At 67.0% G+C, this 14625-nt stretch carries 15 protein-coding genes and 1 tRNA gene; 7 read left to right on the top strand and 9 right to left on the bottom strand.

What is annotated here, in order from left to right; translation table 11 throughout:
• Both DK459_RS27285 and DK459_RS27280 read left to right on the top strand, forming a co-directional pair.
• Positions 1-1366 (top strand): nucleobase:cation symporter-2 family protein (locus tag DK459_RS27285; RefSeq protein ID WP_110135285.1); only part of this gene is annotated, 1366 nt, incomplete at its 5' end.
• A gap of 118 nt (positions 1367-1484) precedes the next feature.
• A tRNA-Leu gene (locus DK459_RS27280) sits at positions 1485-1569 on the top strand.
• A gap of 132 nt (positions 1570-1701) precedes the next feature.
• Here the strand turns inward: DK459_RS27280 and DK459_RS31220 are convergent.
• Positions 1702-1785 (bottom strand): hypothetical protein, encoded by an 84-nt coding sequence (locus tag DK459_RS31220; protein WP_370445621.1) that lies wholly within the window; start codon positions 1783-1785, stop codon positions 1702-1704.
• Between the two features lie 62 nt (positions 1786-1847).
• Positions 1848-2171 carry a YXWGXW repeat-containing protein gene (locus DK459_RS27275; RefSeq protein WP_024070522.1) on the bottom strand — a complete coding sequence of 108 codons (324 nt, stop codon included), beginning with the start codon at positions 2169-2171 and terminating at the stop codon, positions 1848-1850.
• A 291-nt stretch (positions 2172-2462) separates the two neighbouring features.
• Between DK459_RS27275 and DK459_RS27270 the strand changes: the two genes are divergently transcribed.
• From DK459_RS27270 to DK459_RS27250, 5 genes are all read left to right on the top strand, one after another.
• On the top strand, positions 2463-3479 hold the full coding sequence (locus DK459_RS27270) for an amino acid ABC transporter substrate-binding protein (RefSeq protein WP_006385707.1): 1017 nt from the start codon (positions 2463-2465) through the stop codon (positions 3477-3479).
• Positions 3480-3678: 199 nt separating this feature from the next.
• On the top strand, positions 3679-3960 hold the full coding sequence (locus DK459_RS27265) for a peptidylprolyl isomerase (protein ID WP_006385706.1): 282 nt from the start codon (positions 3679-3681) through the stop codon (positions 3958-3960).
• Positions 3961-4306: 346 nt separating this feature from the next.
• Positions 4307-5242, top strand: coding sequence for a 3-keto-5-aminohexanoate cleavage protein (locus DK459_RS27260; RefSeq protein ID WP_024070524.1), 936 nt, complete (start codon positions 4307-4309; stop codon positions 5240-5242).
• Between the two features lie 52 nt (positions 5243-5294).
• On the top strand, positions 5295-6494 hold the full coding sequence (locus DK459_RS27255; protein ID WP_110135187.1) for an ABC transporter substrate-binding protein: 1200 nt from the start codon (positions 5295-5297) through the stop codon (positions 6492-6494).
• A 30-nt stretch (positions 6495-6524) separates the two neighbouring features.
• Complete coding sequence (locus DK459_RS27250; RefSeq protein WP_006385703.1) at positions 6525-7343, top strand: SDR family oxidoreductase; 819 nt, start codon at positions 6525-6527, stop codon at positions 7341-7343.
• 18 nt (positions 7344-7361) lie between these two features.
• Here DK459_RS27250 and DK459_RS27245 read toward each other — a convergent pair whose 3' ends face one another.
• The 7 genes from DK459_RS27245 to DK459_RS27215 form a co-directional block, all read right to left on the bottom strand.
• On the bottom strand, positions 7362-8291 hold the full coding sequence (locus DK459_RS27245) for a LysR family transcriptional regulator (protein ID WP_024070526.1): 930 nt from the start codon (positions 8289-8291) through the stop codon (positions 7362-7364).
• 141 nt (positions 8292-8432) lie between these two features.
• The gene (locus tag DK459_RS27240) at positions 8433-9029 is read right to left on the bottom strand and encodes a tail assembly protein (RefSeq protein WP_006385701.1); all 597 of its coding nucleotides are present in this window, start codon (positions 9027-9029) and stop codon (positions 8433-8435) included.
• Complete coding sequence (locus tag DK459_RS27235) at positions 9026-9262, bottom strand: hypothetical protein (RefSeq protein ID WP_024070527.1); 237 nt, start codon at positions 9260-9262, stop codon at positions 9026-9028. Before DK459_RS27235 ends, DK459_RS27240 begins: the two co-directional genes overlap by 4 nt.
• Positions 9243-9608: a hypothetical protein gene (locus tag DK459_RS27230; protein ID WP_053497393.1), complete on the bottom strand. Its 366-nt coding sequence runs from the start codon at positions 9606-9608 to the stop codon at positions 9243-9245. The genes DK459_RS27235 and DK459_RS27230 overlap by 20 nt, the downstream gene beginning before the upstream one ends.
• Positions 9609-9612: 4 nt before the next feature.
• Positions 9613-13245, bottom strand: a complete 3633-nt coding sequence (locus DK459_RS27225) for a host specificity protein J (protein WP_207384532.1) — start codon at positions 13243-13245, stop codon at positions 9613-9615.
• Positions 13242-13847 (bottom strand): tail assembly protein, encoded by a 606-nt coding sequence (locus tag DK459_RS27220; protein ID WP_006385697.1) that lies wholly within the window; start codon positions 13845-13847, stop codon positions 13242-13244. Before DK459_RS27220 ends, DK459_RS27225 begins: the two co-directional genes overlap by 4 nt.
• Entirely contained in the window at positions 13844-14623 is a 780-nt protein-coding gene (locus DK459_RS27215) for a C40 family peptidase (RefSeq protein ID WP_054442583.1), read from the bottom strand. Before DK459_RS27215 ends, DK459_RS27220 begins: the two co-directional genes overlap by 4 nt.
• Positions 14624-14625 lie beyond the last annotated feature (2 nt).

The raw sequence follows: 14625 nt of genomic DNA, 5'->3' as shown, positions 1-14625 counted from the left end.
CGCCTCCCACGGCGCGTCCGACGACGCCGAACCCCGCCACGACCTGGTCTATGGCCCGGACGACCGTCCCGCCGCCCCCGTCGCCTTCGTCGCCGCCCTGCAGCACCTGCTGGCCATCCTGGTCCCCATCGTCACCCCCGGTCTGCTGATCTGCCAGGCCCTGGACGTCAGCAGCCGCGACACCACCCTGATCGTGTCGATGTCGCTGGTCATCTCCGGCATCGCCACCTACGTGCAGTGCAAGCGCTTCGGCCCGCTGGGCGCGGGGCTGCTGATCGTGCAAGGCACCAGCTTCAACTTCGTCGGCCCGCTGATCGCCGGCGGCTCGGTCATGGTCAAGCAGGGCACGCCGGTCGAAACCGTCATGGCCGCGATCTTCGGGGTCGTCATCGCCGGTTCCTTCGTCGAGATGGGCATCAGCCGCATCCTGCCTTTCGTCAAGCGCCTGATCACCCCGCTGGTCACCGGCATCGTCGTGCTGCTGATCGGCCTGACGCTGATCAAGGTCGGCCTCATCAGCATGGGCGGCGGCTACAGCGCCATGGCCAAAGGCACCTTCGCCAGCGCCGAGAACCTGACGCTGTCGGGCCTGGTGCTGGGCACCATCATCCTGCTGAACCGGGTGCCGGTGGTGTGGATCCGCAGCACCGCACTGGTGCTGGCGCTGGCCGTCGGCTACATCGCCGCCGCCTACATGGGCCGCCTGGACTTCACCGGCGCGCGCGAAGCCGCCCTGTTCCAGGTGCCCATGCCGCTGCACTTCGGCCTGGGCTTCTCGTGGTCGCTGTTCGTGCCGATGCTGATCATCTACCTGGTCACCTTGCTCGAAGCCATCGGCGACGTCACCGCCACCAGCAAGGTGTCCAAGCAGCCGGTCGAAGGCCCGCTGTGGATGCAGCGCATCAAGGGCGGCGTACTGGTCAACGGCGCCAACTCGCTGCTGGCCGGTGTCTTCAACACCTTCCCCAGCTCGGTCTTCGCCCAGAACAACGGCGTCATCCAGCTGACCGGCATCGCCAGCCGCCACGTCGGCGTGTGGATCGCCGGCATGCTGGTCCTGCTGGGCCTGTTCCCCGCCGTCGCCGGCGTGCTGCAGGCCGTGCCCGAACCCGTGCTGGGCGGCGCCGCCATGGTCATGTTCGGCGCCGTGGCCGCCTCGGGCATCAACATCCTGGCCGGCATCCACCTGGACCGCCGCGCCCTGCTGATCATCGCCGTGTCGCTGGCCCTGGGCCTGGGCGTGTCGCAAGTGCCCGAGATCCTGTCGCACCTGCCGCACGCCGTGAAAAACGTGCTGGAATCGGGTGTGGCCACCGGCGGCATCTGCGCGCTGGTGATGAACTGGTTCCTGCCGGAAAAGAAGTAAGCACGCGGGCCGGCGCGCCCCGCGCCGGCCCCTTGCCTGACAATTTTTCCCAGACCGCATATAATCGCGGTCTTCGCTTTACCCGCGACCGTCACCTGGACGGCTCCGCGACCAGCCTGCCCGGGTGGTGAAATTGGTAGACGCAGGGGACTCAAAATCCCCCGCCGCAAGGCGTGCCGGTTCGATTCCGGCCCCGGGCACCAGATTGAAAAAGCCGCGACTGCCATGCAGCGCGGCTTTTTGTTTGGGTCAGTGGCGCTATGCGTGCGCCGCGTCCTTGCCCTTGGAAACGGCCGTCGGCGATACTCCCAGCGCGTCCATCACCCGGCGCAACGTCAGGTAGCTCGGGTGGCTCCCGGCGCGAGCACGCGGTAAAGGTTCGCGCGCGCCAAACCGCTCTCCTTGGCAATGGCTCCGATACCCCGCGCTCGGGGTCATGAAGTTGGACGCTTGACCGCCGCCCCTCACGCCAGGCGCACTCTCAATGCCGCCCCCAGCGCCCCTCGTAGTACACCCACTGTCCATGCCGCTGGCGCCACTCCGGCCCGTGATACACATAGCCAGGCCGGGCCGGCATCCACACGCCACCAATCCAGGCGTGGTGGCCGCCGACCCATTCCCAATGCCCCGGCGCCCACACGTAGCCCACGCGTGGCGGGGGCAGCACTTCCACGCGCGGCGGCGGCGGCGCCACGTCGATACTGATGGCCACGCCGGCCCGCGCCACACCCGGGACGCTCAACGCCCCCAGGGACAGGGCCATCGCGGCGCCCGCGGCCATCGCGGCTTTGGCAAGATTCTTCATGATGCATTTCCCTCGCAGTCGCGCCCGCCGATGCGGACGCGGTAAGGCGAGTGTGCGCGGAGGAAATTATCGAAAGGGTTACGCGCCGGGGGCAGACGGTTTCAGTGGATTTCGCGCGGTGAGACGCGTCACAGGACCTGCGGCCCACCCATCTGGCCCCGGTAAATTCCGCCCAGTGGATTTAAGGGGAATTCCCCGATTCTCCGCCCCGGGTCCGGCCGATACCATTCGCCGAATTTCCGCCGGCCGGCGGACACGGATCAATAAGTTGCGCGCCCGCGCGGAGACACCATGAAAGCACTGACTACCGTCGCGGCAGGCGCCGCGCTCCTTCTCTCGTCGTGGGGCGCCAGCGCGGGCGTGACGTTCGAGAGCGTCAAGAACAAGGGCTTCGTGCAGTGCGGCGTGTCCACGGGCGTGGCCGGCTTCTCGGTCAACGACAGCAAGGGCGGCTGGATGGGCCTGGACGTGGACCTGTGCCGCGCGCTGGCCGTGACCATGTTCGGCGATGCGTCCAAGGCCAAGATCATGGCGGTCAGCGCGGTGCAGCGCTTCACCGCCCTGCAGTCCGGCGAAGTCGACGTCCTGCCGCGCAACACCACGCTGTCCCTGACGCGCGACACTACCCTGGGCCTGATCGGCGTGGGCGTGAACTACTACGACAGCCAGGGCATCATGGTGAACAAGTCGCTCAACGTGAAAAGCGCCAAGGAACTGGACGGCGCCACGGTCTGCGTGCAGCCCGGCACGACCACGGAATTGAACCTGTCCGACTGGTTCCGCTCGCAGAACATCGCCTTCAAGCCCGTGGTGGTCGAGCGCCTGGACGAGATCATCCGCGCCTTCGCGGTGGGCCGCTGCGATGCGTTCACCGGTGACAAATCGCAACTGGCCGCGGCCCGCACCAACCTGGAGAATCCCGAGAAGTACGACATCCTGCCGGAGAACTTCTCCAAGGAACCGCTCGGCCCCATGGTGCGCCAGGGCGACGAGCAGTGGTTCAACGTGGTGCGCTGGACCATGTTCGCGATGCTCGAGGCCGAGGAATACGGCGTCACCTCGAAGAACGTGGACGAGATGCTCAAGAGCACCAACCCCAACGTGCAGCGCCTGCTGGGCGTGACGCCGGGCATGGGCAAAAACCTGGGCGTGGATGACAAGTGGGCCTACAACGTCATCAAGCAGATCGGCAATTACGGCGAGAGCTTCGAGAAGAACCTCGGGGCCACCAGCCCGATGAAGCTGTCGCGGGGGTTGAATGCGTCGTATCGGAATGGCGGGTTGATGTATGGGTGGCCGGTGCGGTAAGACGGCCATCCGGCAGGACCAACGGGCGCGCGATGCGCCCGTTTTCTTGTGCGCCTTGCTGCCATCCATTCCAAGATGTAAGCGTGGTCCCGCCAGGCACCGGCCGCGTTCCCAACCCCGTTTATGATGGAGCGGTATCGAGTCCGCCCAAATGCGTTACTCTCCCCTCCCCGATCATTCCCCAGCAAGGAGCCACTACATGGCACAAGCCTCCGCCCGTCACATCCTGGTTTCGACCGAAGCCAAGGCCAACGAACTGAAGACCGCCATCGAGAACGGCGCCGACTTCGCGCAACTGGCCAAGGAAAACTCCAGCTGCCCGTCCAGCCGCGATGGCGGCAACCTGGGCACGTTCGGCCCGGGCCAGATGGTCAAGGAATTCGACACCGTGGTGTTCAGCGCCCCGGTTGGTGAAGTCCAGGGTCCGGTGAAGACCCAATTCGGCTATCACCTGGTCGAAGTCACCAGCCGCAAGGACTGATTCCGCCACGTCAAGTTGCGAGGCCGCCGCCGGGCATGTCCGGCGGCGGCTTTTTTATTGCCCGCGACCGACGCGGGGAGCGTCGGGCTGCACGCCGTCCCCCGGCCGCAATGCTTATCCCCAGCCCAGGCTGATGACGTCGTTCCAGTTGTTCTGGAACGTAGTCCCAATCGGACATGCCATGAGCCGGGAAGCAGCAGCAGCGGACCGTGCGTTGCGCCGCAGCACCGGATTTCCTATCAATTGATAATTTCTGTTCAGGTGACAGCCCAGCGGGGGTACGACAGAATGGCCTGCACCCGGAGGAGACAACCGGGGCCCCAAAAAACCGCGAGGTGCCAGGCCCATGAAGCCGTCCCGAAACAAAGTCATCATCACCTGCGCCATCACCGGCTCGGTCCACACGCCGTCGATGTCGCCCCACCTTCCCGTCACCCCGGACCAGATCGCCCAGGCGGCGATCGAAGCCGCCCAGGCGGGCGCGGCCATCGTGCATCTGCATGCGCGCCAGCCCGACACCGGGCAACCTACCCAGGACCCTGCGCTTTATGCCCAGTTCCTGCCGCGCATCAAGGAAGCGTCGGACGTGGTGATCAACATCACCACGGGCGGATCGCCGATCCTGCCGCTGGCGGACCGCATGGCGCCGGCGCTGCGCTTCAAGCCGGAGGTAGCCTCGCTGAACATGGGGTCGATGAATTTCGGGATGTACGAGCTGCTGGAGCGCTTCAAGGCGTTCGAGCACGCCTGGGAACGCCCCTACCTCGAAGGCAGCAACGACCTGATCTTCAAGAACACCTTCAAGGATATCGAGCGCATCCTGGCATCCTGCGGCGACAACGGCACGCGCTTCGAGATCGAATGCTATGACATCGGCCATCTCTACACCGCCGCGCATTTCGTGGATCGCAAGCTGCTCAAGCCGCCCTTCCTGATCCAGTCGGTCTTTGGCATTCGTGGCGGCATTGGCACGCACCCCGAAGACGTGATGATGATGAAGCGCACCGCCGACCGGCTGTTCGGCGCCGACTACACCTGGTCGGTGCTGGCCGCCGGGCGCAAGCAGACGCCGCTGGCAACGATGGCGGCGACGATGGGCGGCAACGTGCGCGTGGGCCTGGAGGATTCGCTGTGGGACGGGCCGGGCGAACTGGCGCGGTCCAACGCCGACCAGGTGCGGCGCATCCGCCGCATCCTGGAAGACCTGTCGCTGCAGGTCGCCACGCCCGACGAGGCGCGCGCGACCCTGCAACTGAAGGGCGGGCACGACGTCGCCTTCTGAGCGGCGGCGGGGCGTCCATATCAACAAGATCCGCGGGATCGAGGAGACACACATGAAAAAAGCACTGTGCGCGGCCGCGCTGGCCGCCGTGCTGGGATGGACGGGCGCGGCGCAGGCCGATGATGGCGTGATCCGCATCGGCTTCATCACCGATATGTCGGGTCTGTCGGCCGACGCCGACGGCCCGGGCGGCGCCGAGGCCATCAAGATGGCGGTGGCGGACCTGGGCGGCGTGGTGGCGGGCAAGAAGATCGAGGTTCTGGTGGCCGACCACCAGAACCGCGCCGACATCGCTTCGTCGCGGGCCCGCGAATGGCTCGACCAGAAAGGCGTGAACATGCTGATCGCCGGCGCGAATTCGGCGACGGCGCTGGCCATGGCCAAGGTGGCCGAGGAAAAGAAGACGCCGTTCTTCGTGGTCAGCGCCGGCGCCTCGGAGCTGACCAATTCCCAATGCACCCCGTACACCGTGCACTATGCCTACGACACGGTGTCCCTGGCCCGGGGCACGGCCCGCGCCATGCTCAAGGAAGGCAACAAGGACTGGTTCTTCCTGACGGTGGACCACGCTTTCGGCCAGGCGCTGGAGCGCGACGCCTCGGCGGTGGTGCAGGCCGACGGCGGCCAGGTCAAGGGGCGCGTGCGCCACCCGCTGAACACCGCGGATTTCTCCTCGTTCATCCTGCAGGCGCAGGCCTCTGGCGCGTCGGTGCTCGGCCTGGCCAATTCGGCCAGCGACACGAGCAACGCGGTCAAGGCCGCGGCCGAATTCGGGTTGACGCCGAAGATGAAGATCGCCGGCCTGCTGGTGCTGATCACCGACATCCATGCGCTTGGCCTGCCGGCGGCGCAGGGCATGTACCTGACCACCGCCTGGTACTGGGACCAGGACGACGCCTCGCGGCAATGGGCCGCGCGCTTCGAGGAGAAGATGAAGAAGAAGCCGTCGATGCTGCAGGCGGGCGACTACTCGGCCGCCACGACCTACCTGAAGGCGGTGGCCGCCACCGGCAGCACCGACGGCGACACGGTGATGAAGTGGCTCAAGGCCAATCCGGTGAACGACTTCTTCGTCAAGGATGGCAGGATCCGCGCGGACGGCCTGATGGTGCACGACATGTTCCTGATGCAGGTGAAAACCCCGGCGGAATCGAAGGGGCCTTGGGACTACTACAAGCTGGTGGCGCGCGCGCCGGGCGACCAGATCTACACCTCGCCGGCGGAATCGACCTGCCGATTGATGAAGCCCTGATCCCGCGCCCCACTCCCGCAAGGAATCCGCATGACCACGAAGAACCCCATTCCCGGCGATATCGCCGCCTTGCCCGTCGACCTGACCGGCCAGCGCGTGATCGTGACGGCGGGCGCGGCCGGCATCGGCGCGGCCATCGCCGGCGCCTTCGCCGCGCGTGGCGCCCAGGTCCATATCTGCGATGTGGACGAGCGCGCGCTGGCGGCCTGCCCGCATCCCTGGTCGCGCGCCGACGTCAGCCAGCGCGACCAGATCGACCGCTACATGCAGGAAGCCTTGGCGCGGCTGGGCGGGCTGGACGTGCTGGTGAACAACGCCGGCATCGCCGGGCCGACCGCCGGTATCGCCGACATTGCGCCGCAGGAGCTGGACGCGACGCTGGACATCAACCTGGCATCGCAATTCCATACCGTGCGCCACGCGCTGCCGGCCTTGCGCCAGGCCGGCGGCGGCAGCATCATCAATATCAGCTCGGTGGCCGGCCGCATGGGCGTGCCGATGCGCACGCCCTACGCGGCCACGAAATGGGGCGTGGTGGGATTGACGCGATCGCTGGCAGTGGAACTGGGTGGCTACGGCATCCGGGTAAACGCGCTGCTGCCCGGACTGGTGGCGGGGCCGCGGATCGACCGGGTGATCGAGGCGCGCGCCCGCAACATGGGCGTGACGGTGGCCGAGGAAACCCGGCTGGAACTGGCCGGTGTCAGCCTGGGGCAGTTCGTGCGGGCGGCCGACATCGCCAACATGGCGCTGTTCCTGGCCAGCCCGTTCGGCGCGATGGTCAGCGGCCAGGCCATCAGCATCGATGGCGACCTGCAGTCGCTGCCCTGGCAGCCGCCGGCGGATTGACACGCGACCGCCGGCGACTCATGCGAGCAGCTGGATGGTCCGCGCATAGACGCCGTGCCGACGATCCTCGGCCGCGGCGCGCAACGCGTCCAGCAGGCGCTCCGCCAGATCCTGGCTGGCGGATTCCTTGCGCGTGATCAGCACGAAATCGAACCACTGGCGCGACGCCAGCGGCAGCGCCACCAGTTCGGGATAGGCCTGCACGATGTCGGCGGCCGACAAGGCGTTGACCATGCTGATGCCGCGCACCGCCCTGACGGTGCCCGGCAGCAGCGACATGTGGGCCTGCATGCCCGAACGCAGTTGCAGCGACTCGGCGATATCGCCTTGCGGCATGACGTAGTCGGACCACAGCGGCTGCACGTAGCTGTCGGGCCGGATGTCGCCGACCGCGACCGCCTCCTGGCGCGCCAGGGGATGGTCGCGATGGACGATGGCCATGACTTCCGTGCGCAGGAATGGCAGGAAGGCAAGGCGGGCGCTATCGCGCGACACGGCGCCAAGGCCGAAATCGGCGCGCATGGTCTCCACGGCGCTGATGACCTGCACCGAGGATTCCAGGTCGATCGAGAACGGCCGGGTGCCGTTGGCATCGAGGTAGCGCCGCACCGCATCGGGCGCGTACGCCAGCGCCAGCGCCGGCGATGCCGCGATCCGCAGGTTGCGGCCACCGAATTGCTCGATACTGTGCAATGCCTCGTCGATGCGGACCAGTTCGTCCAGGACGTGCTTGGCCTCGCTGTAGAGATACTGCCCGGCTTCGGTCGGGCGCAGAGTCTTGTGGGACCGGTCGAACAACTGCACGCCGGTGGCCTGTTCCAGGCGCGAGATCGCGTGGCTGACGGCCGGCTGCGTCAGGTGCATGGCCTGCGCGGCCTGGCGGGTGGATCCGGTCATGACCACCGTGTAGAAAATGCGCAGGTCGTGGATATTGAAGTTGCGCTTCATGCGGCGTCGCGGCTCCCCCGATTGGATATGGCCGGCGCGGCCCTGCTCGCGCCGGTTCCTGATTCTAGGTCGAGTCGGCGCCAAAAGCAGGCAGAGCGGATGGGAACCGCGTCCGACATGGGGACGCCCGCCCGCCGCTTTTCACACCTGGTCCTCCGAGTAGATCCCCGCCGAGATGGTGGCGCTGCCGACGAACAGCTCGCCGTACAGCACCGGCACCGGATTGCCCTGCGCGGTGGTGTTGACCGGACCATTGAAGTTGTAGGACGCGCCATTGTTCGGGCCGTCCTTGACGCTCAGGGCGCGCTGCTGCGGCGTCAGCAACTGGACCACGCCGCCCAGGGTCATGGCCACCCCCATGGTCATCAGCGACGTGCTGGCGCCCGCCCAAAGCGCCACGTTGACGCCGGGGATGAAGGACGCCACGATCATCGCCACGCCCACCACCACCTGCATCAGGCCGCCCCGCTTGGCGCCGGTGGGCATGGGCGCGATGCGGATGTCCTCGTTGCCGGCGGGACGGCCGAGCTCCGCTTCGGCCAGGTTGCGGCGGCCGATGAAGCAGGCATAGCGCACGCCCCGGGATTCGCTGTCGAGCAGGCGGGTTTCAAAGCCGGGCAGCAGCGCGCACAGGGCGCGCACCGCTTCCGCGGTGCTGGAGACGGCCAGCCGATGCAGCCGGCCGAATTCCGCGCCCAGCCTGCCGTAGAGGCGGATGGTTGTCAGGGATTGGGTCATGTCGGATTCCTCGCGAGGTCCGCGCCGCCCCCGGCATCGACGCTGGCGGGTTTGGGGTAGCGTTGTTTGACGCCCTGGCATTGCGCCACCCATTGCGCCACCGGCTCGGGCAAGGCCTGCCCCGAGGATTGCAGGTGCGCGGCGAACTTCATGATCGCGTCGAGCTGGTCGCCGATGGCGGGATAGGCGCGCGCGCGCAGCGGCGCGTAGGGTTCATAGTGGCGGATTTTCAACGGTGAACTCCTTGTTCAGATAGGGCCAGGCTTCGACGGTGACGTGATAAGTCCCCGGCTGATCGAATGCGAGCTCGGCGGTGGTGTCGTTGCAGGGGTACGCGATATCTCCGATCTTGATGGTGCAAGGGATCGGGAGCGCCGAAAGGGTGCGCTCGATCAGGACGGCCGGTGATTCGGGTCGCGGGACAATGGCCCTCTCCTGCACATACTGCGTGGCGAAGTTGCCTTCGCCCTCGACGAAGGGATGGCCCGTGACTTCCGAGGTGGCCTGGACGCTCTCGCGCGGCCCCTGCATGACGCCGATGATGCGTCCTTCGGGATCGTAAAAGGATGCGATGTACATGTTTCTACCTCTTCACCATCAGTGCGACGATTCGAATCGTCGCGTCGCGACTGTCCGAACTGGTCGAGTTGACCGTAATGACCGTGTTGCCGACGACGGCGTCGCCCACGGTTACCGCCGTGAGGGGCAGGCTGGTGTATTCCAGCGGCATGGTGCCCTCCCCGCTGCCGCTCTGCCAGACGGTATGGGATCCGGCGGCTTCTTCCTTCAGCACGCCGTTCACGTAAATCCGCAGATTGGTTGCCTTGCCCGGATAACCCGAACGGTAGGCAATCACGACCACTGGTCCGGCGACGTTGCTGTTGATGACCACCGTTCCTTCGCGCTTCCCTGACCACGACGTGGGAATCGTCACCGCGTTGCCCGCGATCGACAGCGTATCGACCTGCGCATCACGGATATGCGCCCGCGAGATGTACGCCGTACCCAGATTCGCCAGCTTGGCCGTCAACGCATTCGCCTCCAGGCGATCCACGTTGATATACCCCGCGTCGATCTTGCCCGCATCCAGGCTGCGGATCATCGCGTTGGTGATGCGCCCGGTGCCGATCACCGCGTCATTGATGAAGGTCTGCCCGTTCTCGATGACGAACGGCGTGGTGGTCGCGCCGTTGGCCAGGTTCAGCAGGGCCAGCCGGTCCGCCAGGAAGTACACCGAGGTCTGCACCTGGCCGTCGGGCTGGGTGTAGGCGCCCAGCGACATGCCGGCGGCGTAGACCTTGTTGTCCTGCGTGACCTGGGCTTTTACGCTCCAGGTGGCCTTGAGCTTGCCGTCCAGCCCGACCAGCGCCGTACGCGCTTGCTCGACACCCGCGGCGGCGCCGTTGGCGGTCGCCAGCACGGTGTCGACGCGCGAGGACAACGCCCCGTCCGCGTCGGCCCGCTTGGTCTCCTCGGCGGTGATGGCCGCGCGCGTTTCGTCCAGGCCGGTCGTCAGGCCGTCGATGGTGCCGACGAGATCCTTGGCCAGTTCGTCGCGGCTGATCTTGCCGTTCAGGTACTCCAGGATCTCGCTCGCTTCCCAGCTGGATTCGCCCATCACGCCCTGGTCGGCCGGATACCAGGCGCCGATCTCGCCGTTCAGCGCGACGATGCGGCCCCAGAAGTAAAAGCGCTTGCCGGCCGACAGGCCCATCAGCGTATGCGCGCTTTGCGGGAAGGCGAAGTCGCCCAGCTTGATGGCGCTGGCGCGGTCGTTGGAGGCGCTGTACCAGATCTCGGTGCGCTGCGCGGTGAAGCGGCCTTCCGGGAAGGCCCAGCGCAGCTCGATGCCGAACACCAGGGATTTGGCGGCCAGCAGGGCCAGCGCGGGCGGCGGCGCGATATCGCCCTCCAGCGTCGTTTCGGTCGAATTGACCCACACCGACGAGATGTCCGACACGTTGATGGCCCGCACCCGCGCCACGTAGGCGCCGGCCCGGATATCCGGTAGCTCCAGCGTCAATGCGCCCGTGCGGCCCGCCTCGACCCAGTCGGAATTGTCGCGCCGCCATTGCACCTGGTAGGCCACGGCCGAGGGCGCGGCGTCCCAGCTGATGACGCCCACGTGGCGCGCGATGCCCTGGTCGATCACCGAGCGCGACGCCAGGCGGATGTTGCCCGGCGCCGGTTGCACCGAGGGCGGCACCACCGTGATCGGCTTGGGATCCAGCCGGGTGCCGAAGTCCACGTTGTCGAACTTGCCGGGTTCGTGCTGGACCGCCGAGATCTCGGCCACCAGCCCTTCCTTGCGCTTGACGCTCAGCACGCGGAAGGTCTGCGCCGACAGGGCTTCGGATTCGAGGGTCCAGACGCATTCGGCCTCCGGGGCCTGCGAGAACGGCGTGGTCACCGTGATGTGGAGCACGGTGCCGGGCAGGCCGACCAGGTCGGCCGTCAGCTCGGTGGAATCCACCGTGAAGGCGACGTTGTCCACCGTCAGGCCGGTGCCCACCGCGGCCGCCACCACGCGCGTTTCCGACAGGCCATTGGGCAGGTTGACGGTCAGGCGGTCGCCCGGGCGCACCCCCAGCTCCGCGTCCACCGTGACCTTGCTGACGGTGCCTTCGCGGATGCGGCCGCCGATGCGCCGTCCCGCCAGATGCTGATCCGCCACGCGGATGACACTGCCGGGACGCACGCGGCAGGCGTCCAGGCCCACCGAGAACGTGACCGAACGCGTTTCCAGGTTGGACGTCAGCAGCATCCACTTGCCGATCCGGTGCGCCTGGCCCCGCGAGGTGCAGCCAAAGCCGGTCACCTCGACCTGCTGGATGCCGTAGCGCGCGATGCCTTCACGGTTTTCGACGTACTCGACCTTCTGGCGGCCCATCTCGGACATATCGCTCCAGGAGACCAATGCCACGGTGTAGCGCGTGGTCAACGCCGAGCCGGCGTAGCTGAACCTGCCATCGACCACGTTGGCCGACGAGAAGGTGTAGACCGGATCGCCCGGCATGTCGGCGGACGCGAACACGGCGGCATTGGCCCAATAGGCCATGCCGCGGAAGATGGAAGCGAAGTCCTGCACCACGCGATAGGCATCGGCCGCCTGCTGCAGGTAGACGTTGCAGGTGAAGCGCGGTTCCTTGCCGCCGAAACCATCGTCGACCATCTCGTCGCAATAGCGGCCGATCTGGTACAGGCCCCACTTGTCCAGCCAGCCCGCCGGCACGCGGGTTCCCAGGCCATAGCGGTCGTTGCTGACCAGGTCGTAGAAGATCCAGGCGGGGTTGTTGGTCCAGGCCAGCTTGAAGGTGCCGTCCCATACGCCGTCGTAGCTGCGCAGATCCGGGTGATAGTTGGACGGCACGCGGATGATGCGGCCGCGCACGTGGTAAGCCCGGGTGGGAATGCTCTGGAACTGCGACGCGTCGATCTTGATGCCCACCAGCGCGGACATCGGATAGCGCAGCTTGGCATCGATGATCTCGGTGACCGTATCCACCACGGTGCGGTCGGAGATGGTATTGCTGTTGGCATTGGGCGTGATCCGGCGCACGCGCAGGGTCCAGCCCTGGCGCGCGCGCGGCAGGTCGATGCGATGCGAGCGGGTGTAGCGCTGCGTGGTCTTGCCGTCGAAGGCGGTCGACAGCACCACCTGGTAGCCGGCGCCATCGGTGTTCAGCTCGATCACGTACTCGACGCGGTAGCCGTTGATGTCGCCATTCTTGGTGTCGGCGCGGCTCAGTCCTTCCACGGCCAGCGTCACGCGCACCGCCGACGCCTGCAGATTGGTGAACAGGCGCGTCCACGGCTGGCTCGACTTGAGCTCGGCATTGATGCCGATGGTGCTTTCCGAGGCGGGAAAACCGGGCAGCGGATCCTGCCACTGCGTGCCGGTGCGAAAGTCGATCGACGCGCCGCTGAAGTTCAACGAGCCGTCCTCGTTGGCCACGGGCGTGCCGTTCAGGTAGACGTCGCGCAGCGCGTTGTCCATGCCGTGCACCGGGCCGTAGATCTCGCCTTCGCCCAGCAGGTCGATGACGCGCGCATAGGCGGTGCTGTGCAGGCTGTCGGGAGATTCCACGGGCGTGCGTCCCCCGCCGCCGCCCTTGCCCTTGTGGCCAACCAGCGCCGGATTCCCGGCGTGGCGCCCGCCCCCCAAAGCAAAGGCGCCCGCGGGCGCCTTGTTCCTGTTGCGATGTCGTTGTTTCATACGTGGTCTTCCGAATAGATGCCTGCGGAGATCGTGGCGCTGCCGACGAACATTTCCCCATACAGCAAAGGCACGGGGTTTCCCTGCGCAGTGGTGTTCACGGGTCCGTTGAAGTTATAGGACGCGCCGTTGTCGGGCCGGTCCTTGGCGCTGAGCAGCCGCTGCTGGGGCGACAGCATCTGGGCCACGCCGCTCAGCATCATGGACAATCCCATGGTGGCCGTGGCCTGCACCATCCCCCCTGCCTGGAACGCTGCCGCCACGCCACCGCTGTAGATCGCCGCGGCGGCGATCAGCACCGCGCCCAGCATGGTCTGGAACAGCCCGCCGTTCTTGGCGCCCGCCAACATCGGCGCGATGCGGATGACATCCGCGCCCACCGGGTGCCGCAACTCGTCTTGCGACAGATTGCGGCGACCGGCGAAGCAGGCGAAGCGCACCCCGCGTCGTTCACTGGCCAGCAAGGCCGGCTCGAAGCCCGGCAACAGGGCACACAACGCCCGCACCGCCTCGGCCGGGCTGGCCACAGCCAGGCGATGTTCGCGGCCAAAACGCTTGCCCAGCCAGCCATACAGGCGGACCAGGCGTACCTTGTCGTTCATGTCCTTTCTCCATAACGCAGCACCAGGCGGGTGGCTTCGCGCCAGAAACCGCCGTACACGACCCGTTCGGAGTCACGTCCATACAGGTGATGCAACATTGCGTCGGGCAGCGGGAACAGGTCCGGCGCCTCGCGCAGCGGCTCCGGGCCGATGAAGACGCCGGCGTGATTGGCGCGGTCCGACCGCACCTGCATCACCACAACGTCGCCGGGTGCCATGGTTTCGTGCGGCGCCAGGGGCCGGAATCCCGCCTCGGCGTAGTGATCCATGTACAGATCGCCCGCATGGCCAGGCTGCCACCAGCCGTCTTCGCGGGCGAAATCCGGCAGCCGGATCCTGCGTTCGCGCGCATACCAGTCGCGCACCAGCGAATAGCAATCGAGCACGCCATGCGCGAACTGGCGGCCCAGCAGCGGCGCCTGGAAGCCTTCGGGCGTGAAGCCGCGGATCTCTCCCGCCTTGACCTTTCCATCCAGCTCCTTCTCCACCGCCACGATGTACCAGGGCAGGCCGGACGCCTCGCAGGCCACCCGGTCGGCCTCGCTGGGCACGGCGGGCGCGTCCGGATGCGAATGCACCACCGCCACGATCCGGCCGCTTTCCTCGGCCGCCGCGTAGTCCTGCGCCGACATGACGAAGTGCTCTTCGCTGGCGGCCGTATTGCGGCAGGGCACATACCATTCACGGCGGCCGGCCTTGAGCACCAGGCCGCAGCATTCCTGCGGATACGTCGCCACGCCATGGTCGCGGATGGCTTGCATCGTGCGCTTGAGCATGC

The organism is Achromobacter sp. RW408 (assembly GCF_003184165.1).
Classification (GTDB): domain Bacteria; phylum Pseudomonadota; class Gammaproteobacteria; order Burkholderiales; family Burkholderiaceae_B; genus Achromobacter; species Achromobacter xylosoxidans.
Note: the sequence above shows the minus strand (reverse complement) of the source record. Positions and strands in the feature narration are given on the sequence as shown.

Coding starts and splice junctions, on each gene's coding strand:
- DK459_RS27215 (WP_054442583.1), bottom strand. CDS start 14,623: ATGCTCAAGCGCACGATGCAAGCCATCCGCGACCATGGCGTGGCGACG.
- DK459_RS27260 (WP_024070524.1), top strand. CDS start 4,307: ATGAAGCCGTCCCGAAACAAAGTCATCATCACCTGCGCCATCACCGGC.
- DK459_RS27270 (WP_006385707.1), top strand. CDS start 2,463: ATGAAAGCACTGACTACCGTCGCGGCAGGCGCCGCGCTCCTTCTCTCG.
- DK459_RS27225 (WP_207384532.1), bottom strand. CDS start 13,245: ATGAAACAACGACATCGCAACAGGAACAAGGCGCCCGCGGGCGCCTTT.
- DK459_RS27250 (WP_006385703.1), top strand. CDS start 6,525: ATGACCACGAAGAACCCCATTCCCGGCGATATCGCCGCCTTGCCCGTC.
- DK459_RS27245 (WP_024070526.1), bottom strand. CDS start 8,291: ATGAAGCGCAACTTCAATATCCACGACCTGCGCATTTTCTACACGGTG.
- DK459_RS27265 (WP_006385706.1), top strand. CDS start 3,679: ATGGCACAAGCCTCCGCCCGTCACATCCTGGTTTCGACCGAAGCCAAG.
- DK459_RS27275 (WP_024070522.1), bottom strand. CDS start 2,171: ATGAAGAATCTTGCCAAAGCCGCGATGGCCGCGGGCGCCGCGATGGCC.
- DK459_RS27220 (WP_006385697.1), bottom strand. CDS start 13,847: ATGAACGACAAGGTACGCCTGGTCCGCCTGTATGGCTGGCTGGGCAAG.
- DK459_RS27255 (WP_110135187.1), top strand. CDS start 5,295: ATGAAAAAAGCACTGTGCGCGGCCGCGCTGGCCGCCGTGCTGGGATGG.
- DK459_RS27240 (WP_006385701.1), bottom strand. CDS start 9,029: ATGACCCAATCCCTGACAACCATCCGCCTCTACGGCAGGCTGGGCGCG.
- DK459_RS27230 (WP_053497393.1), bottom strand. CDS start 9,608: ATGTACATCGCATCCTTTTACGATCCCGAAGGACGCATCATCGGCGTC.